This is a genomic window from Mycolicibacterium sichuanense, from assembly GCF_033741125.1.
GTDB lineage: Bacteria > Actinomycetota > Actinomycetes > Mycobacteriales > Mycobacteriaceae > Mycobacterium.
In genome coordinates this window covers 268,754-292,978 of record NZ_JAWQPU010000002.1, presented here as the reverse complement: position 1 = coordinate 292,978, position 24,225 = coordinate 268,754, and the positions used below count along the sequence as shown (strand labels likewise).

At 68.2% G+C, this 24,225-nt stretch carries 21 protein-coding genes; 4 read left to right on the top strand and 17 right to left on the bottom strand.

Annotated elements, in window-relative coordinates; translation table 11 throughout:
• Nucleotides 1-46 precede the first annotated feature (46 nt).
• The 11 genes from fadD32 to glf form a co-directional block, all read right to left on the bottom strand.
• Nucleotides 47-1,936, bottom strand: a complete 1,890-nt coding sequence (fadD32, locus tag SBI80_RS08270) for a long-chain-fatty-acid--AMP ligase FadD32 (RefSeq protein WP_318973988.1) — start codon at nucleotides 1,934-1,936, stop codon at nucleotides 47-49.
• Nucleotides 1,937-2,142: 206 nt separating this feature from the next.
• Complete coding sequence (culp6, locus tag SBI80_RS08265; protein ID WP_318973987.1) at nucleotides 2,143-3,153, bottom strand: carboxylesterase Culp6; 1,011 nt, start codon at nucleotides 3,151-3,153, stop codon at nucleotides 2,143-2,145.
• 19 nt (nucleotides 3,154-3,172) lie between these two features.
• On the bottom strand, nucleotides 3,173-3,562 hold the full coding sequence (locus SBI80_RS08260) for a DUF732 domain-containing protein (protein WP_318973986.1): 390 nt from the start codon (nucleotides 3,560-3,562) through the stop codon (nucleotides 3,173-3,175).
• 137 nt (nucleotides 3,563-3,699) lie between these two features.
• Nucleotides 3,700-4,590 (bottom strand): esterase family protein, encoded by an 891-nt coding sequence (locus tag SBI80_RS08255; RefSeq protein WP_318973985.1) that lies wholly within the window; start codon nucleotides 4,588-4,590, stop codon nucleotides 3,700-3,702.
• 166 nt (nucleotides 4,591-4,756) lie between these two features.
• Nucleotides 4,757-5,734 carry an esterase family protein gene (locus SBI80_RS08250; RefSeq protein ID WP_318973984.1) on the bottom strand — a complete coding sequence of 326 codons (978 nt, stop codon included), beginning with the start codon at nucleotides 5,732-5,734 and terminating at the stop codon, nucleotides 4,757-4,759.
• Nucleotides 5,735-5,875: 141 nt separating this feature from the next.
• Complete coding sequence (locus SBI80_RS08245) at nucleotides 5,876-6,895, bottom strand: alpha/beta hydrolase (RefSeq protein WP_318973983.1); 1,020 nt, start codon at nucleotides 6,893-6,895, stop codon at nucleotides 5,876-5,878.
• Nucleotides 6,896-7,062: 167 nt separating this feature from the next.
• Entirely contained in the window at nucleotides 7,063-9,045 is a 1,983-nt protein-coding gene (aftB, locus tag SBI80_RS08240; RefSeq protein ID WP_413232675.1) for a terminal beta-(1->2)-arabinofuranosyltransferase, read from the bottom strand.
• Nucleotides 9,046-9,106: 61 nt separating this feature from the next.
• Nucleotides 9,107-10,021 (bottom strand): decaprenyl-phosphate phosphoribosyltransferase, encoded by a 915-nt coding sequence (locus SBI80_RS08235; RefSeq protein WP_318973981.1) that lies wholly within the window; start codon nucleotides 10,019-10,021, stop codon nucleotides 9,107-9,109.
• Between the two features lie 6 nt (nucleotides 10,022-10,027).
• Nucleotides 10,028-10,549, bottom strand: coding sequence for a phosphatase PAP2 family protein (locus tag SBI80_RS08230; protein ID WP_318973980.1), 522 nt, complete (start codon nucleotides 10,547-10,549; stop codon nucleotides 10,028-10,030).
• Nucleotides 10,546-12,498 (bottom strand): glycosyltransferase, encoded by a 1,953-nt coding sequence (locus SBI80_RS08225; RefSeq protein ID WP_318973979.1) that lies wholly within the window; start codon nucleotides 12,496-12,498, stop codon nucleotides 10,546-10,548. Before SBI80_RS08225 ends, SBI80_RS08230 begins: the two co-directional genes overlap by 4 nt.
• A complete protein-coding gene (gene glf, locus SBI80_RS08220) occupies nucleotides 12,495-13,700 on the bottom strand; it encodes a UDP-galactopyranose mutase (RefSeq protein WP_318973978.1) in 1,206 nt (401 codons plus the stop codon). The genes SBI80_RS08225 and glf overlap by 4 nt, the downstream gene beginning before the upstream one ends.
• A gap of 207 nt (nucleotides 13,701-13,907) precedes the next feature.
• Between glf and SBI80_RS08215 the strand changes: the two genes are divergently transcribed.
• Together SBI80_RS08215 and SBI80_RS08210 are read left to right on the top strand one after the other, a co-directional pair.
• Entirely contained in the window at nucleotides 13,908-14,819 is a 912-nt protein-coding gene (locus tag SBI80_RS08215; RefSeq protein WP_318973977.1) for a hypothetical protein, read from the top strand.
• Between the two features lie 135 nt (nucleotides 14,820-14,954).
• Complete coding sequence (locus SBI80_RS08210) at nucleotides 14,955-16,562, top strand: N-acetylmuramoyl-L-alanine amidase (protein ID WP_318973976.1); 1,608 nt, start codon at nucleotides 14,955-14,957, stop codon at nucleotides 16,560-16,562.
• Here the strand turns inward: SBI80_RS08210 and SBI80_RS08205 are convergent.
• The 3 genes from SBI80_RS08205 to SBI80_RS08195 are packed head-to-tail and all read right to left on the bottom strand — an operon-like array spanning nucleotide 16,559 to nucleotide 18,988.
• Complete coding sequence (locus SBI80_RS08205) at nucleotides 16,559-17,359, bottom strand: HAD family hydrolase (RefSeq protein WP_318973975.1); 801 nt, start codon at nucleotides 17,357-17,359, stop codon at nucleotides 16,559-16,561. The two genes, SBI80_RS08210 and SBI80_RS08205, sit on opposite strands and share 4 nt — an antisense overlap.
• A gap of 11 nt (nucleotides 17,360-17,370) precedes the next feature.
• Nucleotides 17,371-18,144, bottom strand: coding sequence for a lysophospholipid acyltransferase family protein (locus SBI80_RS08200; protein WP_318973974.1), 774 nt, complete (start codon nucleotides 18,142-18,144; stop codon nucleotides 17,371-17,373).
• Between the two features lie 4 nt (nucleotides 18,145-18,148).
• Nucleotides 18,149-18,988 carry a lysophospholipid acyltransferase family protein gene (locus tag SBI80_RS08195; RefSeq protein WP_318973973.1) on the bottom strand — a complete coding sequence of 280 codons (840 nt, stop codon included), beginning with the start codon at nucleotides 18,986-18,988 and terminating at the stop codon, nucleotides 18,149-18,151.
• A 138-nt stretch (nucleotides 18,989-19,126) separates the two neighbouring features.
• Here SBI80_RS08195 and SBI80_RS08190 point away from each other — a divergent pair, with 138 nt between their 5' ends.
• Both SBI80_RS08190 and SBI80_RS08185 read left to right on the top strand, forming a co-directional pair.
• On the top strand, nucleotides 19,127-20,671 hold the full coding sequence (locus SBI80_RS08190; protein WP_318973972.1) for a Rieske 2Fe-2S domain-containing protein: 1,545 nt from the start codon (nucleotides 19,127-19,129) through the stop codon (nucleotides 20,669-20,671).
• A 41-nt stretch (nucleotides 20,672-20,712) separates the two neighbouring features.
• Nucleotides 20,713-21,042 carry a hypothetical protein gene (locus SBI80_RS08185; RefSeq protein ID WP_318974375.1) on the top strand — a complete coding sequence of 110 codons (330 nt, stop codon included), beginning with the start codon at nucleotides 20,713-20,715 and terminating at the stop codon, nucleotides 21,040-21,042.
• Between the two features lie 3 nt (nucleotides 21,043-21,045).
• Here SBI80_RS08185 and SBI80_RS08180 read toward each other — a convergent pair whose 3' ends face one another.
• Genes SBI80_RS08180 through serS form a run of 3 tightly spaced genes read right to left on the bottom strand, consistent with a single transcriptional unit; the run spans nucleotide 21,046 to nucleotide 24,130 of the window.
• Nucleotides 21,046-22,038: an MOSC domain-containing protein gene (locus SBI80_RS08180; protein ID WP_318973971.1), complete on the bottom strand. Its 993-nt coding sequence runs from the start codon at nucleotides 22,036-22,038 to the stop codon at nucleotides 21,046-21,048.
• An 8-nt stretch (nucleotides 22,039-22,046) separates the two neighbouring features.
• Nucleotides 22,047-22,853: a DUF5718 family protein gene (locus SBI80_RS08175; RefSeq protein ID WP_318974374.1), complete on the bottom strand. Its 807-nt coding sequence runs from the start codon at nucleotides 22,851-22,853 to the stop codon at nucleotides 22,047-22,049.
• 23 nt (nucleotides 22,854-22,876) lie between these two features.
• The gene (gene serS, locus SBI80_RS08170) at nucleotides 22,877-24,130 is read right to left on the bottom strand and encodes a serine--tRNA ligase (protein ID WP_318973970.1); all 1,254 of its coding nucleotides are present in this window, start codon (nucleotides 24,128-24,130) and stop codon (nucleotides 22,877-22,879) included.
• Nucleotides 24,131-24,225 lie beyond the last annotated feature (95 nt).

Sequence of the window (24,225 nt, the reverse complement as noted above, 5' to 3'; positions counted from 1 at the left end):
TCACTTTCGCCGCGTGCGGCCTGGGTCGATGGGACCGACCGATGCGTCAGTCCGTCTGGTCGGGGAAGTCGTTCGCTATCTTTCCGTTGCGCAAGCTGCCGTCCAGGTAGCCGGCGCGGCAGGCGCGACGGCCGATCTTTCCGCTCGAGGTGCGGGGGATGGCACCAGCCGGGGTGAGCAGGACGTCGCGCACGGTGACGCCGTGCCGCACGGCGATGGCCGCGCGGATCTCGTCGGCGACGGGCTCGAGCTCCATCTTGTGGGCACCCGGCGCCCGCTCGGCGACGATCACCAACTGCTCGGAGGTGTCGTCCGGGTCGCGCTTGAGCCCGGCGTGGGCGTTCTCGAACACCTCGGCGGGCAGCTGGTTGGCCGGCACCGAGAAAGCTGCGACGAACCCGGTCCGCAACGCCTTGCTGGCCTCCTGCGCCGAGTACTCGAGATCCTGCGGGTAGTGGTTGCGGCCGTCGATGATGACGAGGTCCTTGACGCGGCCGGTGATGTAGAGGTCGCCGTCGTAGAAGGCTCCGTAGTCACCGGTGCTGACCCAGGTCGCGTCATCGGTGGCGCCCTCGGCGTGCGACGGCTCGGTCCGCGACTTGAGGATGTTCTGGAAGGTGGCGACGGTCTGCTCCGGCTTGCCCCAGTAGCCCGTGCCCATGTTCTGCCCGCTGATCCAGATCTCACCGATCTGACCGTCGGGAAGCTCGGTGGCGGTCTCGGCGTCCACGATGACGGCCCACTCGGCGACGCCGACCTTGCCCGCCGAGGCCTGCGCGACGGCCGACGGCGCGTCCGCCGGCACCTCGACGAAGCGCTGCTGGTTGAGCTGCTCGCGGTCGACGTGGACGATCTTCGGCGGCTCGTCGGTGGGCGTGGTGGACACGAACAGCGTGGCCTCGGCCAGACCGTAGGACGGCTTGAGCGCCTTGGGGTTGAAGCCGAAGGGACCGAACGCGTCGTTGAACCTGCGCACGGTGGCCGCCGAGATCGGCTCGCTGCCGTTGAGGACCGCGCGGATGTTGGAGAGGTCCAGTGGCGGTTCGCCGTCCTTGGGCACTCCGCGCGCTGCGGCGTGGTCGAACGCGAAGTTCGGCGCCACCGAGATCACCATGCCGGTGTCGTCGTCCTTGCGGGCCATCTCGCGGATCCACCGTCCCGGCCGGCGGACGAACGCCGCCGGCGTCATGAACGTGATGTAGTGGCCGACCACCGGCGAGATCATCGCGGTGATGAGCCCCATGTCGTGGAAGAACGGCAGCCACGTGACGCCGCGGTCACCCTCGTCACCGCCGATGCCCTCGATCACCTGGACGATGTTGGTGGCCAGGTTCAGGTGGGTGATCTGCACACCGGTCGGGATGCGTGTCGAGCCCGAGGTGTACTGCAGGTAGGCGATGGTGTCCTGGGTGATGTCCTCGGGCACCCAGGTGGCGCCGACCTCGTCCGGGACGGCGTCAACGGCGATGACGCGGGGACGCTCCTTGGCGGGACGGGTGCGGAAGAACTTGCGCACGCCCTCGGCGGAATCGGTGGTGGTCAGGATGGCCGTGGGCTTGCAGTCGTCGAGCACGGCGTGCAGGCGGCCGACGTGACCCGGCTCGGACGGGTCGAACAGGGGCACCGCGATGCGGCCGCCGTAGAGGGCGCCGAAGAACCCGACGAGGTAGTCCAGGTTCTGCGGGCACAGGATCGCCACGCGGTCACCGGGCTGGGTCACCTGCTGCAGGCGCGCACCGACGGCCTTGTTGCGGGCGCTGAAGTCGGCCCAGTTGAGGTTGCGGGCGACGCCGTCACGCTCGGTCGAGAAGTCGATGAACTGGTAGGCGAGCTTGTCGCCCCGGACCTTGGCCCACTTCTCGACGTGACGGACGAGGTTGCCGTTGTCGGGAAACCTGATTAGGCCGTTCTTCAAGAACGGGTTGTGGAATCCCATTTCACTCTCCTGTCGAAGCTGCTCCCGCCGCGAAATCGGGCGAGGCCAAACCTCAAGATCGTACCGGGGCGCGGCGGCTCGGTTCCGGACCAACCGCATGACACCCCGCCGTGTTTCTCGGGCGAGCGCTCTTACGTTTCTCTTAATGTTAGGCGACCTGCCAGCGCAGGCCAAATCCGCGCCGCGCAGTGCATGGGCCGCCCGGCTCACCCGTGTTTCGGGTGCGGAGCATTGTCGATCAGCCCCTGCGCCCACGACGTCGTCCACTGCGTCGCGGTCTGGCCGTTCAACGACCAGAACTCCGGGGTGTTGTACATGGCGTGGACCGGCTGACCGGCACCACCGCTGAGCGTCTCGAGCGTCTTGGGCAGGTTGACGATCGAGAACGCACCCTCCGGCGCCGAGCAGATCAGGTCGCCAGGACCACAGATCTGGTTCACCCGGTCGTTGAGCGAGCCGAACCCGCCGGGGCGCGGGCCCGTCATCGTCAGCCCCAGCGCGGACAGCGTGGGAACCTCCTGCAGCGTGATCTCGGCACCCTGCCCGGCGGGGTTCGGGCCGACGTCGTTGCCGACGCCCTCCTGCCTGCGGCCGTCGGCGATCAACGTCACGCCGAGCACCAGGTCGGCATCGATGGGTCCCCGGCCGTTGCCGATGTCGCTGGCGAGGTCACCGGCGATCACCGCGCCCTGCGAGAACCCGACGATGACGTAGCTGGTCAGCGGGCAGCGATTGTTCATGTCGGTCAGCGCCGAGATGGCGGCCTTGGTGCCCTCGGCGCGACTGTCGTTGTAGGACATCTGCTTGTCCGCGGCGAACGGATTGTGGAACTGCGCGGTGTAGGGAACCGTGTACTCCGCGACCCGGTCGGTGCCGTAGGCCTGCCGCAACGGGTTGGTGACGTTGAGCAGCAACGCAATCGGGAATTGCGTCGGGTTGACGGGGTCGAGCTGGGGCGAGGACTCCCAGGTGCCCGGGATGGACAGCACCATCACGTCGGCGCAACTCGCGTCCTGAGAGTCCGGCCGCGGCTTGGTTCCCGGCGTCGTCGTACTGGTCGGCGGAAGCGCCGTGGGCGGGGTCGCGCTGGGCGGCCGCTCGGGCGCGCGCAACAGGATCCAGAGTCCGACCACGACGAGTCCGACGAGCACCGCCACCGCACCCGCGGCGGTCAGGGCGAGGACACGGTGACGTTTGCGTCGGCGAGTGTTGGCCATGAAGTGAGAAGGTCTCCTGCTAGCAAAGGGTGTCGGTGGCGATGCGAATGTAGTCGGCGGTGGCGGAGTCGACCTGCCCGGCGGGTGGTGTCTCCGATTCGGGGTAGGCGTCCTTGACGTCACCGCGGACCATCGGCAACACGAAGTCCCAGACCGCTTGATCGCTCTGCTTGGCCGCCCGAGCCTGGCACACATAGGAGCCGATGCTCAATGCGGACAGCTCGCTGGAGGGCTTGATGCCCGCCTCGCCGAGGGCGTCGAGGAACGCATGCTGGGCCGGGGTGACCACCATCTCCGGATCCTGACCGGGTATCGCGGCAGGGGGCTCGGCGAAGGTCTGCGCGCTGGGACCCGCCGCCGTGGTCTCCGACGGCGGCATCCCGATGGTTGCCATGACGTCGTCACCCATGCCGCAACCACTGACCATCAAGGCTGCGCACGCCATGGCGGCGCTTGCCGTTCGAGGTCCGCCGAGTTGCACGTCTCCAACGTACCGGCTGGGCTAGGCAAGACCGCAGAACGGTTTGCTGGAGGACGAGCCTCGCGCTACCTGATGGCGGCGGCCAGATCGCCGGACATGGCGCTCAGCTGCGGCGCCCAGCTGCCCCAGTCGTGCTGCCCGGACGTGGGGAAGTCGAAGTGGCCGTTGTGCCCGCCCACCCCGCGGTAGTGCTGGTAGAACGTGCGGTTGCTGCCCGCGGCCTGGTCGCAGTAGCCGATCATCGCCGCCGGGTCGCTGCACTCCAGCGCGGCGGGGCTGTAGACCCACAACCGGGTGTTGTTGGCGTTGAGCAGGTCGACGTGCACGTCGGGGTCGTGCCACTTCCACCGGCCCAACTGCGCAGCGCCCCACATGGCCTGGGTGTTGACGCCGCCAAAGCTGGCCATTCCCGCGGTGATCGCACCGTTGAGCGCGGTCTGCGACGGGGTGAGGAAGCCCGACAGCGAACCCGCGTAGCGGAACCGGTCGGGGTGGAACGCCGCCAGCGCCATCGCGGCGTAGCCGCCCTGGGCGGCGCCGACGACGCCGTGTCCGGTTGGCGCCAGCCCCTTGTTGGCGGCCAGCCAGTCCGGCAGCTCCTGGGACAGGAAGGTGTCCCACTGCTTGCTGCCGTCGGCCTCCCAGTTGGTGTACATGCTGAACGCACCGCCGGCGGGCGCGGCCACCGAGATGCCCTTGCCGGCCAGGGCGCTCATGGCGTTGCCCGCGGTGACCCAATTGCTGACGTCCGGCGCGGCGTTGAAGGCGTCCAGCAGGATGACCGCGTGCGGGCCCCCAGCCTGGAACGCCACCGGGATGTCGCGGCCCATCGCCGCCGACGGCACCATCAGGTACTCGACACCCTCGGCCCTGGCGACGTGAGGGCTGGCCAGCCACAGGGTGGCGGCCAGCATCAGGGCGCACGTCGTCCGGAACAGCGTCGAGAGCAACCTCATACGCACCTCACCACATCTCTTGGTCGACTGGATCCCCGCCCGCGCGGATGGCCACGGACGCGACGAGCAATGGTTGGTAGTGAATCACATCACGACGACGGGGCACGCCGGAAACGAACGACGGCGGCGACCCCAAAGGGATCGCCGCCGCCTGTTCAGTGCTTTGCTATGCGGTCGGAACCGCGCCGAGCACCCGCTGCACGTCGGGCTTCATCTGCTGAAGCTGCGCGCCCCAGTAGGGCCAGTCGTGCGTGCCGGCATCCGGGAAGTTGAACACACCGTTCTTGCCGCCGGCGGCGATGTAGTTCTCCTGGAACGTCCGGTTGGTACGGATGGTCAGGCCCTCGAGGAACTTGGCCGGCAGGTTGTTGCCGCCGAGCTCACTGGGCGTGCCGTTGCCGCAGTAGACCCAGATGCGCGTGCCGTTGGCAACGATCGTCGGGATCTGGACCATGGCGTCGTTGTACTTCCACGCCGGATCGGTCTCGGCAGGTCCCCACATGTCGTTGGCCTTGTAGCCACCCGCGTCACCCATGGAGACGTTGATCAGGCCGGGCCACCAGCCCTCGGACGGGTTGAGGAAGCCGGACATCGAGCTGGCGTAGATGAACTGGTCGGGGTGGTGTGCCGACAGGACCAGGGCAGAACCGCCGGCCATCGAGAGACCGACCGCCGCGCCGCCCGTTGGCTTGACGCTCTTCTGCGCCGACAAGTAGCTGGGCAGTTCCGAGGTCAGGAACGTCTCCCAGTTGTAGGTCAGGCAGCCGGACTTGCCGCACGCGGGCTTGTACCAGTTGGAGTAGAAGCTCGACTGGCCACCGACGGGCATGACGACCGAGATGCCCGAGTTGTCGTACCACTCGAACGCCTGGGTGTTGATGTCCCAGCCGTTGAAGTCGTCCTGAGCGCGCAGACCATCGAGCAGGTACAGCGCCGGTGAGTTGGCGCCACCGCTCTGGAACTGCACCTTGATGTCGCGTCCCATCGAAGCGGACGGAACCATCAGGTACTCGACCGGCAGTCCCGGCTTCGAGAATGCCCCTGCCGTCGCCGAGCCCCCGACGACGCCTACCAGTCCTGCCAGCGTTCCCGCTGCCAGGGCCGCGACCGCTGCGCGGCGCGCCATCTTTCCCAAGAAACTCATGCTTGTATAGATCCCATCTGTTCGTATGCCGCACGACAGACCTGCTGCGTGCAGTTGTAGTCAACCACACGAGGAAGCATTACCACGCTCCCGCGAGTGTCCTGCCTGGTGGAGCTCCTTTGCTCCTCACGTCCGCCGGCGTCAGCCATCGAGCGTGGCAATCAAGTCGGGCTTGAGGGCCTGCAGCTGCTGACCCCAGTAAGCCCACGAATGGTTTCCCTCGGCCGGGAAGACGAACGTGGCATTGGCGCCACCGGCCTTGGCGTAGCGATCTTGGAAGCGCTTGTTGCCGTTGATGGCCAGCGACTCCAGGCTGCTGGCGTTGAACGACTGACCCGGATCGACGTTCTCGTCGACCGGGCCGCCACCGGGCGCGCAGTAGATCCACAGGCGTGTTCCGTTGGCGGCGATCCGGTCGGCCTGCACGACGGGATCGTTGCGCTTCCAGGCGGAATCCCATGGCGGGCCCCACATGTCGTCGACGTTGTAACCGCCCGCGTCGAGCATCGCGACCCTGATGGCCTGCTTCATGAACAGCGTCGAGGGGTTGAGGAAGCCCGACAGCGACGCCGCGTAGGTGAACTGCGCGGGGTGGTAGGCCGACAGGATCAGTCCGGCACCACCCGCCATCGACAGTCCGACGACGCCGTTGCCGGTGGGCGACACCTGCTTGGCCGACGCGAGGTAGTCGGGGAGCTCCCTGGTCAGGAACGTCTCCCACTTGTAGGTATAGGTCTGGCTGTTGAAGCTCGACGGCGCATACCAGTCGGTGTAGAAGCTGGATTCGCCACCGACGGGCATGACCACGGCCACCCCGGACTGGTGGAACCACTCGAATGCCGCGGTGTTGACGTCCCAGCCGTTGAAGTCGTCCTGGGCGCGAAGACCGTCGAGCAGGTAGACCGCCTTGCTCGGCGCCGGCGCGCCTCCGGCCTGAAACTGCACCCGCACGTTGCGCCCCATCGCGGCCGAGTAGACGTCGAGGTATTCCACGGGCAGACCCTCGCGCGAGAACGCGGCCGCGGTCGGCGTCGCACCGGCGAGATCACCGACGGCCGTCAGCGCCGGCAACGCCAACACCGCAGCTAGCGCCGCTGCTGCGCGGCGCCATCGGCAGCCAGCTCCACGGGCCAGGCCGCGGCGCGCATTCGTCGTCCACATCGGTCGGTCCAACCATCCAATTTCGTCCATCCGGCGGCCGGTGACCGGCCGTTTCCGGGGCACAGCTCATGGCGAGCGTCGAGGCACTCGTCCGTGTATCGCCTCGACGTGGCCTGATCGTTACCAAATCAGACGGACCGGCCGGCGAACAAATCCCGTGAGCGCGATCACGGCCCGGTGGCCGGCATGCCCGTGTACGGCGGATTCTTCGGCGCCGGTGGCTCGAGACCGCATCGGGCCAGTTCGTAGCGGGGCACCCGATCGATCCGGTACTTGGTGAATTCCCACGCGTGCAGGACGTTCGAGGCGAATCGGCGCAGACCCAGCGGGGCCCGGATCGAGGTGAGCATCGCGTCGGTCTGCGGGCACGTCAGAGCCACCTTGGCCTGCGCCACCCAGTCCTCGTCGAGATACGGCGGGAGATACGGGCGCATCGGCAAGAACGGGCCCTCGGCCACCGCCCAGTCCGGGAACAAATTCTTGTCGTGCCCGATGCGGGCATCCTCCAGCCGTGCCGTGTGCGCGGCCAGCGGGTTGGCCAGGCCGATCTGGTCGATGACGCGCACGTCGAGCCCCACGTTCATGCCGAGCATGCCGAGGTTGGTGAAGAAGACGGTGTGGGGTCCGTGTCCGACGGATTCGATGACGGGCGCGGTGCCCGGCAGGGGCGGCGGCAGCGGCGGCGGTATCGCCGGCACGACGTCCCACTGGTCGTAGTTGCCCGACGGAAGCAGCAGCGCACCGTCCGGGGTGTTGTCGATGGCCGCGACGACGGCACGCATGCGCGGATAGTCCAGGTAATCCGCGGCGGTCAGCGGGTGGGCGTGCCCGGTGGCCTGAGCGTAGAAGCGCCGCTCGTCGACGATGCCGGAGTAGGTCACCCTGGTGGCGTCGTAACCAAGACCCGGTGAATTCGCTGCCCACAGCGACCAGCCCACGACGGCCAACCAGAACACGGCCGTCGCGCCGGCCAGCAGATATCCGGGACCGCGCACCGCGCGCATCCCGGCAGGCAGCACGATGGGGATCACCGAGATCGGGGCGAGCAGGCAGAACAGCGGCGTCAGCAGGACGCGGCCGTGCATGAAGTCGCCGCCCTGGCGGATCCAGTACACCGCCTGCACCACGCCGCTGACGAGCATGAACACCACGACCGCGGTGGGGCTCTGGACGATGCCGGCCCAGCGACCGCGTATGCGGGCGGCCGGACCGCGCTTGCGCCACAACAGGCTTCGCACGCCGAGTAACAGCAGGCCGAGTCCCGCCAGCAGCACCAGCGGCACCCACAGCAGATAGGGATGGTTGAAGTTGGTGAGGTAGACGAAACCCTGCGCCCACTTCGATCCGGACGCATCCTTGGCGATCGCGGTGCCGGGGACCAGCAGCCCGTAGTACCCCATCCGGAAGATCTCGTAGAGCACCGGCAGCAGACCACCGGCGACGACGATCAGCAGCCGGCGCCGCCAGCCGCGGGCGGCGACGAGCATCATCACGAGGGCGACACCGCCGATCAGGGCGAGTTCCGGCCGGATCAGCACCGACAACCCCGCGAGGAACGCCAGTGCCGCGTCGAAGCTGCGGGTGGTTACGTTGAGCGCGGGTTCCCTGGCGGCGCGCAAATTGATCCGTGGCCCCTGCGACCAGCACACCATCATCCACCACAGCAGGCCCAGATAGGCCATCACCAAACCGTTTTCGAGCCCGGAGGTGGCGAAGTCCCGCGCCGGTGGGATGGCGATGTAGACGAGCGCGCCGGCGGGCAGCAGCAAGGCTTGTCGGCCGCGCAGGCCGGGCGCGTACAGCCGACCGGTGCCCAGCATCACGAACACGATGCCGGCCACGCTGAGCGTCAAGGCCAGGGCCAGGGCGACGTATTCCAACCGCAGCGGGCCGCCGATCCAGGCCACCAGGGTGACCAGGTAGGTCCACACCGTCGAGGTGTTGGCCTCCACGCGCTCACCGGCGTTGAAGACCGGACCGTTGCCCGCCAACAGGTTTCGCACGGTTCGCAGCACGATCAGCCCGTCGTCGGCGATCCATCTGCGCTGCCAGGCACCCCAGGCGAACAAGGCACCGATCACCACCACGCTCAGCCAGAGGCTGATGCGCACGGTGGGGTGAAAGCGAAATGCCGGTGACCGCGTCAACAAGAGTCCCCGGGTGGCGGCGCTCCCACTCGCTGGCGGGCGCGCGACCTCGACGTTCAGCCCGTCAGCTGAAGTAGGCCGCTGCACAGACGCTTCCGATCCACGCCACCGCGAGAAGCTGCAGTACCCGGTCGCGCAACGCGATCTCCTCGGGCTCCCCCGCCAGACCACCGTCGACGTCCACGGCGTACCGCAGGATCGCGATCGTGAACGGGACCATCGACACGGCGTACAACGAGCCGCCGGCGTTGCGGTCACGCTCGAAGGCCCACAGCCCGTAGCAGAGCACGACTGCGGTGGCCGACAGCGTCCAGACGAAGCGGAGGTAGGTGCTGGTGTAGCTCTCCAGCGACTTGCGGATCTTGGCGCCGGTGCGCTCGGCGAGCTGCAGTTCGGCATACCGCTTGCCCGCGGCCATGAACAGCGAACCGAAGGCCATGACCAGCAGGAACCACTGCGACAGTGGAATGTTGGCGGCGACACCGCCGGCGATCGCCCGGATCAGGAAGCCCGAGGACACGATGCAGATGTCGAGCACCGCCTGGTGCTTGAGACCGAAGCAGTACGCGAGCTGCACGCCGATGTAGATGCCCATCACCAGCGCCAGGTTCGGCGAGACGTACCAAGCGAGACCCAGCGAGATGGCACCGAGCGCGATCGCGAGGCCGAAGGCCAGCGACACGGGTACCACGCCAGCGGCGATCGGGCGGTTGCGCTTGGTGGGGTGGGCGCGGTCGGCTTCGACGTCACGTGCGTCGTTGACCAGATAGATGCACGAAGCGGCGAGGCTGAACGTCACGAAGGCGATGAGGACGTTGACGATGTCGTGTCCGTCGAACCGGACGTCGCGACCGAGCGCGGCGACCGGCGCGGCAAGGACGAGCAGGTTCTTCACCCACTGACGCGGTCGGATCGCCTTGACGACGCCGGTGACCACGTTGCGGGGCGGCCCGGCCACGGGTGGGGCTTCCTCACTCATGCGGGCTCACCTGTCTCCTTCTGGTCCGATCGCGGCGCCAACCGCATTGGCCACGACGGCACCGACTGCCACTCCGGCGAGCACGTCGGTGGGATAGTGCACGCCAAGCACCAAGCGCGACAACGCCATCGGCGGCACCAACAGCCACGGCAGCGGCAACCCCGTTGCGCGTCCCAGCAGGATCGATGCCGCCGTGGTCGACGTCGCGTGGGCAGACGGAAAGCTCAACCGGCTCGGCGTCGCGACGTTGACCGCGATCGAGGGGTGGTGCGGACGCTCCCGCTTCACCACCCGCTTGATCACGACGGCGGCCGCGTGGGCGGCGAAGGCACCGAACCCCGCGGTCAACCACACCCTGCGGCGCTGCGGCTGCACCAGCGCGCCGAGCGCCGCCACCGCGACCCAGCCGGCGCTGTGCTCACCGAAGTGGGACAGCGCCCGCGCGCCCGGCAGCACGCCGGGACGTCCGGCGAGGGTGGATTGCACGGCGACCAGCGCCGCGTCCTCGCCCCGCAGGGTGTCGGTCACCGGGACACTTCTGCTGGAGCACTCGGCGTCGTCGGCAGCACCGTCTCCCACTTCTGTGGGCTGGACAGCACTGGGAGGGCCTCGCGGTACACCTTGCGCATCCGGTTGAACTTACGGGCCAACAGGGCCTGACGCTTCAGCGATTCGCGCAGCAGCTCGAACATCTTGTCGCGGTCGCGCTGACGGAACACCACGCCCCGTCCGTCGGCCGTCGTGACGGTGACGCCGTCGACCCGCGACAGCGAGAACCAGCGCGCATCCTGCGTCGCGACGTTGATCTGCGGGCGGACGTGGTGCGCGGGATCGTGCGGCTTGAGCTGGTGCACGACGCCGCGGGCCAGACGCACCGAGATCGCCAGCGGGCTCACTGGAATCTTGATCTTCTTGCGCCACCGCTTGTCCGACGGGGTCGGCAACGACGTGGCGCTGGGCAGCACCACCGCGTCGGGGAACTGGGCGCGCATCGCCCGCACCTCGGGCAGCGCCGACTCCAGGATGGAGAAGATGTGCTCTGGGCCCGCAAGGAAGTCGTCCATCGCCTTGTTCTGAATGGCCACCGTCGAATATTCAAGGCAGAGAAGATGTTTGATCGTTGCCTTGAGGTGGCTGCCGATCAGCCCGGCGATGCCGCCGTCCCAGTGCATGGCGGCGACGACCAACCGGTTGCGCAGGTGGAAGTACGCCTGCCAGTCGATGGCGTCGTCCTTGTCGCTCCAGGCCATGTGCCAGATCGCGGCACCGGGAAGCGTGACCGTCGGGTAGCCGTGTTCGCCTGCGCGCAGCCCGTACTCGCAGTCGTCCCACTTGATGAAGAGCGGCAGCGGCTGGCCGAGCTCCTCGGCGACGCTGCGCGGGATCATGCACATCCACCAGCCGTTGAAGTCGGCGTCGATGCGGCGGTGCAGCAGCCGGCTGCGGTATTCCTCTTCGTCGTTGAGCGGGTACTTGGCGAAGTTGTGGTCGTACTCGGTGTTGATGGCGTTGGTCCACATGAAGTTCGCCTGGTCGACCATCTCGCCCATCACGTGCAGGTGCGACGGTTCCTGCAGGTTGAGCATCTGGCCGCCGACCAGCGTCGGGGTCTTGGCGAAGCGGTTGAACGCCAGCGCCCGCAGGATCGAGTCCGGCTCGATGCGAATGTCGTCGTCCATGAACAGGATCTGTTCGCAGTCGGTGTTCTTCAGCGCCTCGTACATCACGCGGCTGTAACCGCCGGAACCACCGAGATTGGGCTGGTCGTGAATCGTCAGCCGGTCGCCGAGTCCGGCGGCGGCCGCGGCGAAGTCGGGATGGTCCTTGGCCTTCTTGGCGCCCTGGTCGGAGACGATGACCGCCGAGATCACCTCGTCGACCAGCGGATCCGACGTCAGGGTGGCCAGCGCGTTGACGCAGTCGGCCGGCCGGTTGAAGGTCGGGATGCCGACGGCGACGTTGGCGCGGCTCGGGGCGGGAATCGGCGCGTACCAACCCGCGCTGTGCACGGTGACGTTGGTGTCGGTGGTGACGTCGAACCAGATCCAGCCGCCGTCCTCGAACGGGTCGAGTTCGACCTCGAATTCGGCGACGGCGGTGCCGTCTCGATCGGCGCTCGACACCGCGCTGCCGCCGACGGTGATGCGGGCGCCGGTGGCCTTGGAGCGATAGACGTCGACGCGTGCGCTGCCGGTCAGCTCGACGCGCAGCACCACGGACTCGAGGATCGACCAGCGGCGCCAGTAGCTCGCCGGGAACGCGTTGAAGTACGTCGCGAACGACACCTCGGACTCCGCGCCGATCTCCAGCGCGGTGCGGGTGGGGGCGTGCGCACGCCGGGCGTTGGTGCTCGACTCCTCGATGTAGAGCTTGCGGACGTCCAGCGGTTCACCGGGGCGGGGCAGGATGATGCGGGACAGCAGGCTCGCAGCCTTGGACTGCCCGGCTTCGAGTGCGCCCGAAGGGATGTCACTCATCTTCGATTGCTTTCTGGGTCGTTTGCGGTCAGCGGTGCACCATCGCGCAGGTGCGGAGCCAGCGTGTTGTCGTACATGTTCAACGCGCTGGCGATCGCCATGTGCATGTCGAGGTACTGATAGGTGCCGAGGCGCCCACCGAACAGCACGTGCTGCGACGCGGTCTCGGCCTTGGCCAACTCACGGTAGGCCGTGACCATGGCGCGGTCTTCTGGGGTGTTGATCGGGTAGTAGGGCTCGTCCTCGTCCTTGGCGAATCGCCCGTATTCGCGCATGATGACGGTCTTGTCGGTCGGGTAGGACCGCTCGGGATGGAAGTGCCTGAACTCGTGGATGCGGGTGTATGGCACCTCGGCGTCGTTGTAGTTCATGACGGGCGTGCCCTGGAAGTCGCCGGTGTCGAGGACCTCGGTCTCGAAGTCCAGGGTGCGCCAGCCCAGTCGGCCGGCCGAGTAGTCGAAGTACCGGTCCAGCGGACCGGTGTACACGACGGGCGCACCGGGATTGGCGGCCTTGAGCTCGTCTCCCACCTCGAACCAGTCGGTGTTCAGCCGGACCTCGATGCGGTCGTCGGCTGCCATGTTCTCCAGCCACGCGGTGTAACCGTCGACGGGCAAGCCCTCGTAGGTGTCGTTGAAGTAGCGGTTGTCGAAGGTGTAGCGCACCGGCAGGCGGGTGATGTTGCCGGCCGGCAGGTTCCTCGGATCGGTCTCCCACTGCTTGGCCGTGTAGTGCTTCACGAACGCTTCGTAGAGCGGGCGGCCGATCAGGCTGATCGCCTTCTCCTCGAAGTTCTGCGCCTGCGTGGAGTCGAACTCCGCGGCCTGCTCGGCGATCAACGCTCGCGCCTCGTCGGGCGTGAAGTACCTGCCGAAGAACTGCGAGACCAGACCGAGGCCCATGGGGAACTGGTACGCCTGGCCGGCGTGCATCGCGAAGACGCGGTGCTGATAGCCCGTGAACTCGGTGAACTGCCGCACGTAGTCCCACACCCGCTCGTTGGACGTGTGGAACAGGTGGGCGCCGTACTTGTGGATCTCGATACCGGTCTGCGGCTCGGGCTCCGAGTAGGCGTTGCCGCCGATGTGGGGCCGGCGGTCGAGCACGAGAACGCGCTTGTCCAGCTGCGTGGCCACGCGTTCGGCGATCGTCAGGCCGAAGAATCCGGAACCGACGACGATAAGGTCAAAGCGGGCTGTCATCGGCAGCAAGGGTATCCGACACGGGCCACTGGTCGGCCCACCGCTGGGGCGGGGCGGCCCGATTCCCCGCTCGGGTGAGGCCGCCAGGACGGCAGGTCGCGATTCGCTCACGATTGCGCATCGGCACTCTAGTCACACCAGTCTCAGCCGTACCATCGAACTCGTTGTATCCACACACACGGTCCAAGAAATACCGAGGAGACTTCCGTGCCTAACCGTCGTCGACGCAAGCTCTCGACAGCCATGAGCGCAGTCGCCGCCCTGGCCGTCGCAAGTCCAGTCGCAGTTGCCGCGCTTTCCGACCTGACCCCTGCCAACCAGGCTGCCCCCCAGCATCGGGAGTTCGTGCAGGCCGCCCTGGTCACCGATCTGCCCAATGAGCTGCTCGGGGCGCTGTCCCAGGGTCTCTCGCAGTTCGGGGTCAACCTGCCCCCACTGCCGACCGGCCTGCTGACCGGATCAGGCGCGCCTGCCGCGTCCACCTTGACCAGCCCGCTGACCAGCCCCGGTCTGACCTCGCCCGGTCTGACCTCGCCCGGCCTGACCACGCCCGGCCTGACCACGCCCGGCCTGACCTCCCCCGGTCTGACGTCGCCCGGCCTGACCTCCCCCGGTCTGACCTCCCCCGGCCTGACCACGCCCGGCCTGACCACGCCGGGCCTGACCACGCCGGCGGCGACCACTCCGGGTCTCACGGTGCCCGGCGCCACCACGCCCGGTCTGACCACCCCCGGTCTCACCACGCCAGGTCTGACCGATGCAGGTCTGACCAATCCGGCGCTGACCAGCCCGACGGGTGGTCTTGGCGGGTTGACCACGCCGGCCGCCAACACCGGCCTCGGCCTGCCGGGTACTGGTGCGACCGGCCTTGGCGTCGACCCGTCCGCGGGCACCTACCCGATCCTGGGTGGCGATCCGTCCCTTGGGCTTGGCGCACCCGCGGCAAGTAGCGGCAGTGGCGGACTGCTCGGCGATCTGGGCAGTGCCGCTCAGACGCTGGGCGCCGGCCAGGCCATCGACCTGCTCAAGGGCATGGTGATGCCGATGATCACCGGTGCCATCAAGCAGGGCGCGGCCGCACCGGCGGCAGCCGCGGCAGCCGCCGCTCCCGCCGCCTAGAACTTGCGACGAAACGGCACCGCAGACGCACCGCAGATCTTCTGACGGGCTCTGCGGTGCCGTTGCGCCCGAATCCACCCACTTCGAACCGTGTCGAAACTCTGGTAACACCCGACACATACGTAACATCAGCCCGTGCCGTGTCGCCGTCAACTGCCGTCGCTGCTGTTCTCCGCCGTCGCGGCGACCGCAGTGATCATGCCGCTGGCGAGCTACGGCCTGCCCGGCGAACCGGTCCGCATGCCCGTGGCGACCGACCCGCTGATCACCGAGCGCCCGCTCGACGGCATCGGTGACGGTGAGACCGTCCGCGAACTGCATCAGGACACCCCATTCGCCATGGTCGCGCTAACGGCCGACGACCTGACCGGAACCTCGGCGCGCGTCCGCGCCAAACAGGCGAACGGCTCGTGGGGCCCCTGGTACGAGGCGGAGTCCCTCGAAGGCCTCGGCCCCGACGGCGCGGGCGTCCGCGGCACCGAACCCGTCTTCGTCGGGCACACCACCGACGTCCAGATCGCCGTGGATCGAACGCCGGCCGCACCGGCACGACCAACCGGCGCACCGAAGTCGGCGCTGGGCTATCTGCCCGCCAGCGTCGAACGACCCCTCGGCCAAGACGTCAGGGCGGTGCTCATCAGCCCCCCGCAGGCGCCGGTCGACATCTCCTCGATTCCCCCGGAGGCCGCCACCCCGCCGGGCGTGCCGCCCGCGATCATCGGACGAGCCCAGTGGGGCGCCAACGAGTCCGAGGTGTGCGGAAAACCGGTGTACGACAGCGGGGTTCGTGCCGGCGTCGTACACCACACCGCGGGCAGCAACGATTACGGCCCGCAGGACTCCGCGGGCATCGTCCGCTCGATCTTCGAATACCACACCCGCACCCTCGGCTGGTGCGACATCGCCTACAACGCCTTGGTCGACAAGTACGGCCAGGTGTTCGAGGGCCGCGCCGGCGGCATCGACCGGCCCGTCGAGGGCGCCCACACCGGCGGCTTCAACCTCGACACGTGGGGCGTGGCGATGCTCGGCAACTTCGACGACGTCCCGCCGACGCCGATCCAACTGCGCACCACCGGCCGGCTGCTGGGCTGGCGCCTCGGCATCGACCACGTCGACCCGCTCGGCAACGTCGTCCTGACCTCGGCTGGCGGCTCGTTCACCAAGTTCCCGCAGGGCGCGGCGATCACGCTGCCGACGATCTTCACCCACCGCGACGTCGGCAACACCGACTGCCCGGGCAATGCGGCCTACGCGGCGATGCCGCTGCTGCGGGACACCGCAGCACACTTCAACACCCCAATCGGGCCGCGGAGTCTGGCCGACACCCTGCGCGGCGGCGCCATCTACGCCAAGTGGGCGGCGATGGGCGGCGAGGCCAGCCCCCTCGGAGCGCCAAGCACTCCGGAGACACCCGGCGACGGCGCATCGCGCTACGTCACATTCGACAAGGGTGCGATGTACTGGTCCCCCGTCACCGGGGCCGAACCGCTCACCGGGTCGATCTACGAGGCCTGGGGCAAGCTGGGCTTCGAACGCGGCGCACTGGGCCTACCGACCAGCGGTGAGATCCAGGAACCGCAGTGGATCGTGCAGAACTTTCAGCACGGCACACTGAACCTCGACCGCCTCGACGGCTCCGTCACCCGGGTGATCGACGGCGTCGCCCTCGACATCCCGCTGGACAAGGATCACTCGCCCGTTCAGCTGGAACGCTTCACGCCCATCGGCAACCGCAGCTAGAGCCACCAACGCTCGAGCACTCGCGCCAGGCCGTCGTCGGAGTTCGGCGTGGTGATCTCGTCGGCCGCCGCCTTCGCCTCGGGATGCGCGTTGCCCATCGCCACGCCGAGACCGGCCCACAGCAGCATCGGGATGTCGTTGGGCATGTCGCCGAACGCCACGATGTCCTCGGCGGCGATGCCGAGCGGCCTGGCGACCTCGTCGATGCCCGTGGCCTTGCTGACGCCGAGCGGGACCACCTCGATCAACCCGTTGTTGGTCGAATAGGTCAGATCCCCCTCGATGCCGACGTGCGGCGCCAGGGCCGCAGCCATGTCGGCGCTGCTGGCACCGGCCTTGCGGATCAGCAGTTTCACCGCGGGTGCCCCCAGTACGTCCTCCAGCGACACCTCGGTGTTGTCGGGGTTCAGCCAAGCGTGCTCGTATCCCGGGGAGCTCAAGAACTGCGGCGTGGCAGCATCGTGCGCGCTGCGTCCCACCCGTTCGACGGCCAGCCCGGCACCGGGGATGACCCGCATCGCCACCTCGGCTAGTTCGGCGAGCACGTCGGCGGACAACGTCTTGGCCGACAGGATGCGGTCGCTGGCCGGGTCGTAGAGCACGGCGCCGTTGGCGCACACCGCCATCGGCGCGAAGCCCAGCGCGTCGACCACCGGGGAGATCCAGCGCGGCGGCCGGCCCGTCGCGAGCACGAACCTCGTGCCCGCGGCGACCGCGGCCAGCACGGCCGCCTTGGTGCGGGGCGTGACGAGTTCGTCCTCGTCGAGGAGGGTGCCGTCGACGTCGGTGGCGATCATGGTGGGTAGCACTAGCGGTTCTCCGAGTCCTCGTCTACGGCGCGGTCGTTGGCCCGGCCCTTGGCGCGCGCCGCGAGCTCGGCTTCCTCACGCACGCGTGCCTCTTCCATGGTCGGGGCGCTCCCGCCAAGTCGGTGCGGCACCCAGTGGGCTCCCCCGGGGTGGTCATAGGACTCCTGCACCTCGTGCAGCAGGGCCGTCATCTCCTCGCGGAGCCTGCCCATCAACTCCTCGGGCGCGCCGGCAGGAGGCAGGGCCGGACCCGCCGCGACGGTGACCGGGATCCTCTTGCGGCCCAGATTCCTGGGGTGGTCCTTGGTCCACAGCCGGTGGGCGCCCCAGACGACGAGCGGCACGATCGGCACCCGCGCCTCCAACGCCATCCGGGCGGCACCGGTCTTGAACTCCTTGAGCTCGAAGCTGCGGCTGATGGTGGCCTCGGGGTAGACGCCGACGAGCTCGCCCTCGCGCAGGCGCTGCACCGCCACCGCGTAGGCGCCGGCGCCTGCCTGGCGGTCGACCGGGATGGTCTTGGAATGCTTGATCAGGAAGTTCACCACCTTCACGTCCTGCATCTCGGCCTTGATCATGAAGCGCAGGCGACGGCCCCGCTCCTTGACGGCCAGGGCTGCGGGCAGGAAGTCGACGTAGCCGGTGTGGTTGATGGCGATCACCGCGCCACCCGTGGCGGGGATGTTCTGGAGATCTCGATGGCCGATCTGCGTTGCGGTGGCCCGCACCGCGACACCGGCCGCGATCTCCAGCGCCCGGAAGACCGGTTCCATGGCACTACCCCGGAGACTCGTCCCGCGAGCGCTCGGCGCTTCCCGATGGCTTCTCGCGCAAGCGCTCGGCGCTTCCCGATGGCTTCTCGCGCAAGCGCTCGGCGCGGCGAGCGGCCTTCTCCGCGGCCTCCTCGGCGTCCATCCGGTCGGCCTCGGCCAGCGTCGGCGCACCGCCCCCCAGGCGATGGGGCACCCAGTACTCACCGGCGGGATGCTCCCCGTATGCCACCTGCACCTGCTCGAGGAGGTGCTGCATGCGCGAGTGCAGCAGCGCCGTCAGCTCGGCGGCGGGCAGCGTGGGCGCGATGGGCTCGCCCACCGCCACCGAGATGGGGACCTTGGGTCGCCACATGTTCTTGGGATGGCCCTTGGTCCAGATCCGCTGGGCACCCCAGACGATGTGCGGGATGATCGGCACGTCGGCGGCGATCGCCATGCGCGCGGCGCCCGACTTGAACTCCTTGATCTCGAAGCTCCGGCTGATGGTCGCCTCGGGATAGACCCCGACGAGCTCGCCCTCCTTGAGCCGCTGACACGCCTCGGCGAACGACGCGGCGCCGCTGTCGCGGTCGACCGGGATGTGCCGCAGGCTGCGCATGATGGGTCCGCTGACCTTCGAGTCGAAGACCTCCCGCTTGGCCATGAAGCGCACCTTGCGGCCGCGGCCCTGCTTGAAGGCGGGCAACCCGGCGAAGGTGAAGTCGAAGTAGCTGGTGTGGTTGATCGCGATCACCGCGCCCCCGGTGGCCGGCAGGTTCTCCACGCCGGTGACGGTGAACCTGAGGCCCTGCAGCCGCCAGACGCAGCGAGCGAGGTTGATCACAGTCCCGTATACCGGCTCCACGAGGTCAGCCTAGTGCTGCCGCCGCCTGCGCTGGCACGAAAGGTCCCGTACACCCGGGCCTGGTCGGGCGATCGCGGCGGCAGCCCCGCCTGCCCCGGTAGCATCGGGGAGCAACATTTCATACGGGGAAGGCGATCAGTGCAGGTCACGAGTGTCGGACACGCAGGCTTCCGGATCGACACCAACGCCGGGAGCATTCTCTGCGATCCGTGGGTCAACCCCGCCTACTTCGCATCGTGGTTCCCGTTCCCGGACAACAGCCAGCTCGACTGGGACGCCCTAGGCCACTGCGACTACCTCTACGTCAGTCACCTGCACAAGGATCACTTCGATCCCGCGCACCTGGCCGCGCACGTCAACAAGGACGCCGTCGTCCTGCTGCCGGACTACCCGGTGCCCGACCTGCGCCGCGAGCTCGAAGCCCTCGGCTTTCACCGGTTCTTCGAGACCACCGACTCGGTCAAGCACCGCGTCAGCGGACCCAAGGGCGATCTCGACGTCATGATCATCGCCCTGCGGGCACCGGCCGACGGGCCCATCGGCGACTCGGGGCTGGTGGTCTCCGACGGAGAGACGGTGGCGTTCAACATGAACGACGCGCGCCCCGTCGATTTAGAGGTCCTGGATTCCAACTTCGGGCACGTCGACGTGCACATGCTGCAGTACTCGGGCGCCATCTGGTACCCGATGGTCTACGACATGCCGGCCCGCGCCAAGGAGGCGTTCGGCATCCAGAAGCGCCAGCGCCAGATGGACCGCTGCCGGCAGTACATCGCTCAGGTGGGAGCCACCTGGGTGGTGCCGTCCGCGGGCCCGCCCTGCTTCCTCGACGCCGACCTTCGCGATCTCAACGACGACCACGGTGATCCGGCGAACATCTTCCCGGACCAAATCGTCTTCCTCGATCAGCTGCGCACCAACGGTCACGACGGCGGGCTGCTGATGATTCCCGGGTCCACCGCGGACTTCACTGGGCCACGGTTGAATTCGCTCACCCACCCGGTCGAGCACCCCGAGACGATCTTCACGACGGACAAGGCCGCCTACATCGAGGACTTCGCGCAGCGGATGGCCCCGGTGCTGGCGGCCGAGAAGGCCAGCTGGGCGCCCGCGGACGGGCCGTCGCTACTGGAGCCGCTGCGCGCCAAGTTCGAGCCGATCATGCTGCAGAGCGACCAGATCTGCGACGGCATCGGTTACCCCGTCGAGCTGCGGCTGGGCAACGAGACGGTGGTGCTGGACTTCCCGAAGCGGTCGGTCCGCGAACCGATTCCCGACGAGAAGTTCCGCTACGGTTTCGAGATCGCTCCGGAGTTGGTGCGGACCGTGCTGCGCGACGACGAACCGGACTGGGTCAACACCATCTTCCTGTCCACCCGGTTCAGGGCGTGGCGAGTCGGCGGTTACAACGAGTACCTCTACACGTTCTTCAAGTGCCTGACCGACGAGCGCATCGCCTACGCCGACGGCTGGTTCGCCGAAGCCCGTGACGACTCCTCGTCGATCACGTTGGGCGGCTGGGAGATCCAACGCCGCTGCCCGCACCTGAAGGCCGATCTGTCGAAGTTCGGCGTGGTCGACGGCAAGACCTTGACGTGCAATCTGCACGGCTGGTCGTGGGACCTGACCAACGGCCGGTGCCTGACCTCCAAGGGCCACCCGCTGAGGAGCTCCAAGGCGTGAGCCGGGCCGCCGGAGCCGAGCGCGAGGAGGGGGCGGTGAACATGCCTGACGGCACGTACGACGACGGTCTGATTCAGCTGGACCGCCAGGCCATCACGCTGCGGCGGTACCACTTTCCGTCGGGTACCTCCAAGGTGATCCCACTACGGTCGGTCCGCGGTTACCGCAGTGAGCCACTTGGCTTGGCGCTCAACCGATTTCGCATCTGGGGCAGCTCCGATCTGCGACGCTGGCTGCCACTGGACGTATGGCGTCCGATCAAGTCGACACTGGTGACCCTCGATGTCCCGGGCACCCGGCCCAGCCCAGCCTTCACCCCGATGCGGCCCAAGGAGTTCCTGAAGGTGCTCGACGAACTGCTGGCACACTAGCCATCAATCCTTCTCCCGCAGAACGGTCTTCTCGAGCAGTCGTTGCATCTGCCGCGTCGCGGACTTGTTCACCGCCGACAGCGCCCGCCGCGCCGGTCCCGGCGGCGTTGGCATGACGACCTCCACCGCGTCGCCGACCCGCAACGAGCCCGGCTCGGACACGTCGGCGTAGACGCCGAGGAAGCGGTCGGTGCGGTCGACGAGCCGACGGGCCAGCCCGCGGTCCAGGTCCAGGCCCGGTTGCGGTCGCGTCGGCACGACGCACCGGATGGTCGGGATGGTGACCCGCATCGTGGCCGTGCCGATCCGGAGCCGACCGCCCACCCAGTCGGACTCGGGAAACTCCGAGCCGGGCTGCGCGACGTCCAGCAGCACGTTGGGCCGGAACCGCCGGACGTCGTACGGTTCCGAGCCGTCGGACAGCGAGGCCAGGCTGGTCGAACTCATCAGGTGGACCGGGCCGAGATCGACGAACGTTCCTGGCGGCGTGGCGAACCGGGCCAGCGTCACGATCTGCTTGGTGGTGAACACCGACGTGTCCGGCAGCGGATCGGACTCCGCGAGCCCGAAGTCGCTGCGAACCGCGGCGGCCGAGAAGTTGGCCTTGGACTGCTGCACCGACAGCCGGTGCTGACTGGTGTCCTTCATTGGCGGCAGCGCGGTCAGCCGCACGTCACGCCCGACGAGCTCGGACAACCGCAGGTGCACCTCGGGATCCGAGCTCGAGTACTCGGCACCGTCGGGAAGGGTGATCGTCACCTCGGGCACGTTGCCCGGACCGGCGTCGGCAGCCGGCTCCGAGACGTAGGCGGCGCTACACCCCAGCAGTTTGGGCAGGCGCCGGGCAGAGGCGGTGACGTCGTTGGCGAGATCGCGGACGGCCCATAGTCGGTCGGCGTGCACGCCGCGCTGGTCGACCCGCACCGCGTCGACCTGTTGCCCGCCCATCGACTTCACCGGGAACCGCCACAGCTGTGCTATCGCGACGCCAGCCATCGGACCTCCTAGCGAGATGAAACCCTTTGCCGCAGTTCGGAATGAGCGCTCGAGATGGTGTCGTAGACGCGCACGATCGCCTCGTCGCCGGGCTGCAGGAACGTCGATTCGCCCAGCTCGGTGTACCGGGTCGCCCCGATGCCGATCAAGACGCGCGACGGGTGGCCCGCGGCGACCATCAGGGCACCGACGTCCTCCAGTGGCGTCTCCGGCGAGCCCTTCTGGTTGGCCAGCCGCTCGGTGATCCAGTCGAGGAGCACCTCACCGAAGTAGGAGTAGCCGAGCAGCGGGCTGTCGACACCGTAGGCGTGCTCCGCACCGTCGGAGGTGCGCAGGTTGCACACCAGCCGCAGCGTTGCGGTGGGGCCGTCCGGGGTGAGGTCGCCGATGTCGAAGAACTGCGTCGCAACGCCCTTGGAGCAGGGGCCCCAGTTCTTCTTGTGGCTGATCTTGGGGGCACCGGGCCGGCGGATCGAGCAGTCGTTGAACGCGCCGAGGGCAAACGGTTGCAGCGAGACCACCGTGTCGCCCTGCCAGCGGACCTCGCACGCCAGCCCGACCTCCGGCTCGATCTGCAGGTTCAGCGGGGTCTCGCTCTGAGGCAGCAGGATGGCATCGTGGGACAGCGGGTACTCGCCGAGGAATCCGTCGACTCCCGGTGCGTACCAGGGGAAGATGCCCTTCGGGGCCGATCCCTCGCTGGAGACGTTGACGAAGTCGGCGGCCTCGCCGGCCTGCTCGAGGTGGCCGGCGAAGTTGCCCGCGACGCCGAATCCGAACCAGGTCCGCAGTTCGTCGTCGTCGAACTCGATCATTCGGGTCTCACTCGCCAGCTCGCTCACGGGGTCAACACCGACCTTCCGACGTAGGGCACCAGCGCGTCGGGAACTCGGACGCTGCCGTCGGGCTGCTGGTGGTTCTCAAGGATGGCGACCAGCCAGCGCGTGGTGGCCAGCGTACCGTTCAGCGTCGCGGCGATCTGCGGCTTTCCGTTCTCGTCTCGGTACCGGGTCCAGAGCCGGCGCGCCTGGAACGTGGTGCAGTTCGACGTCGACGTCAGCTCGCGGTAGGTGCCCTGCGTCGGCACCCAGGCCTCGCAGTCGAACTTGCGCGCCGCCGACGACCCGAGATCGCCTGCGGCAGTGTCGATCACGCGATACGGCACCTCGATCTGAGCCAGCATCTGACGCTGCCAGCCGAGCAGTCGCTGATGCTCGGCCTCGGCCTCCTCCGGCTTGCAGTAGACGAAGGCCTCGACCTTGTCGAACTGGTGCACCCGCATGATGCCGCGGGTGTCCTTGCCGTAGCTGCCGGCCTCCCTGCGAAAGCACGACGACCATCCGGCGTAGCGGCGCGGGCCGTCGGACAGGTCGATGATCTCGTCGGCGTGGTACCCGGCCAGCGGGACCTCCGAGGTGCCGACGAGGTACATGTCGTCGGCCTCCAACCGGTAGATCTCGTCGGCGTGGGCGCCGAGGAAACCGGTCCCCGACATCACTTCCGGACGCACCAGCACCGGCGGGATGACCAGGGTGGCACCGTTCTCGGTCGCGAGCTTCACGGCCAACTGCATGATGCCGAGCTGCAGCAGCGCGCCGAACCCGGTCAGGAAGTAGAAGCGCGAACCCGAGACCTTGGCACCGCGTTCCATGTCGAGGATGCCCAGCGCCTCGCCGAGCTCGAGATGGTCCTTGGGGTTCTCCAGCACCGGCGGCTCGCCGACGGTGTCGAGCACGACGAAGTCGGCCTCGCCACCGGCTGGCACCCCGTCGGCGATGACGTTGGAGATCGCCAGGTACGCCGCGGTGAACGCGGCCTCGGCAGCCGCCTGCTCGGCTTCGGCGGCCTTGACGCTCTCGGCGAGCTCCTTGGCGCGCGCCAGCAGCGCGGGCCGTTCCTCGGGCGACGCGGCGCCGACGGCCTTGCTCGCGGCCTTCTGTTCGGCCCGCAGGTTGTCGGCCAACGAGATGGCCGATCGCCTGGCCGCATCGGCGTCGAGCAGCGCGTCGACGAGGTTGGGGTCCTCACCCCGCGCTCGTTGCGACGCGCGGACCCGGTCGGGATCTTCACGTAGCAGCTTGAGGTCGATCACGATCCAAACCCTACGTTCGGCTTCGCAGATCACGTGCGCCGGGGCACAACCACATAACGTTACAACTGCATCTCTTGTCACAAAGCTTGGCGCGC

Bases quoted from the DNA above. Each gene is read 5' to 3' on its own strand.
- fadD32 (WP_318973988.1), bottom strand. From the start codon at position 1,936: ATGGGATTCCACAACCCGTTCTTGAAGAACGGCCTAATCAGGTTTCCC.
- culp6 (WP_318973987.1), bottom strand. From the start codon at position 3,153: ATGGCCAACACTCGCCGACGCAAACGTCACCGTGTCCTCGCCCTGACC.
- SBI80_RS08260 (WP_318973986.1), bottom strand. From the start codon at position 3,562: ATGGGTGACGACGTCATGGCAACCATCGGGATGCCGCCGTCGGAGACC.
- SBI80_RS08255 (WP_318973985.1), bottom strand. From the start codon at position 4,590: ATGAGGTTGCTCTCGACGCTGTTCCGGACGACGTGCGCCCTGATGCTG.
- SBI80_RS08250 (WP_318973984.1), bottom strand. From the start codon at position 5,734: ATGAGTTTCTTGGGAAAGATGGCGCGCCGCGCAGCGGTCGCGGCCCTG.
- SBI80_RS08245 (WP_318973983.1), bottom strand. From the start codon at position 6,895: ATGTGGACGACGAATGCGCGCCGCGGCCTGGCCCGTGGAGCTGGCTGC.
- SBI80_RS08235 (WP_318973981.1), bottom strand. From the start codon at position 10,021: ATGAGTGAGGAAGCCCCACCCGTGGCCGGGCCGCCCCGCAACGTGGTC.
- SBI80_RS08225 (WP_318973979.1), bottom strand. From the start codon at position 12,498: ATGAGTGACATCCCTTCGGGCGCACTCGAAGCCGGGCAGTCCAAGGCT.
- glf (WP_318973978.1), bottom strand. From the start codon at position 13,700: ATGACAGCCCGCTTTGACCTTATCGTCGTCGGTTCCGGATTCTTCGGC.
- SBI80_RS08205 (WP_318973975.1), bottom strand. From the start codon at position 17,359: ATGATCGCCACCGACGTCGACGGCACCCTCCTCGACGAGGACGAACTC.
- SBI80_RS08200 (WP_318973974.1), bottom strand. From the start codon at position 18,144: ATGGAACCGGTCTTCCGGGCGCTGGAGATCGCGGCCGGTGTCGCGGTG.
- SBI80_RS08185 (WP_318974375.1), top strand. From the start codon at position 20,713: ATGCCTGACGGCACGTACGACGACGGTCTGATTCAGCTGGACCGCCAG.
- SBI80_RS08180 (WP_318973971.1), bottom strand. From the start codon at position 22,038: ATGGCTGGCGTCGCGATAGCACAGCTGTGGCGGTTCCCGGTGAAGTCG.
- SBI80_RS08175 (WP_318974374.1), bottom strand. From the start codon at position 22,853: ATGATCGAGTTCGACGACGACGAACTGCGGACCTGGTTCGGATTCGGC.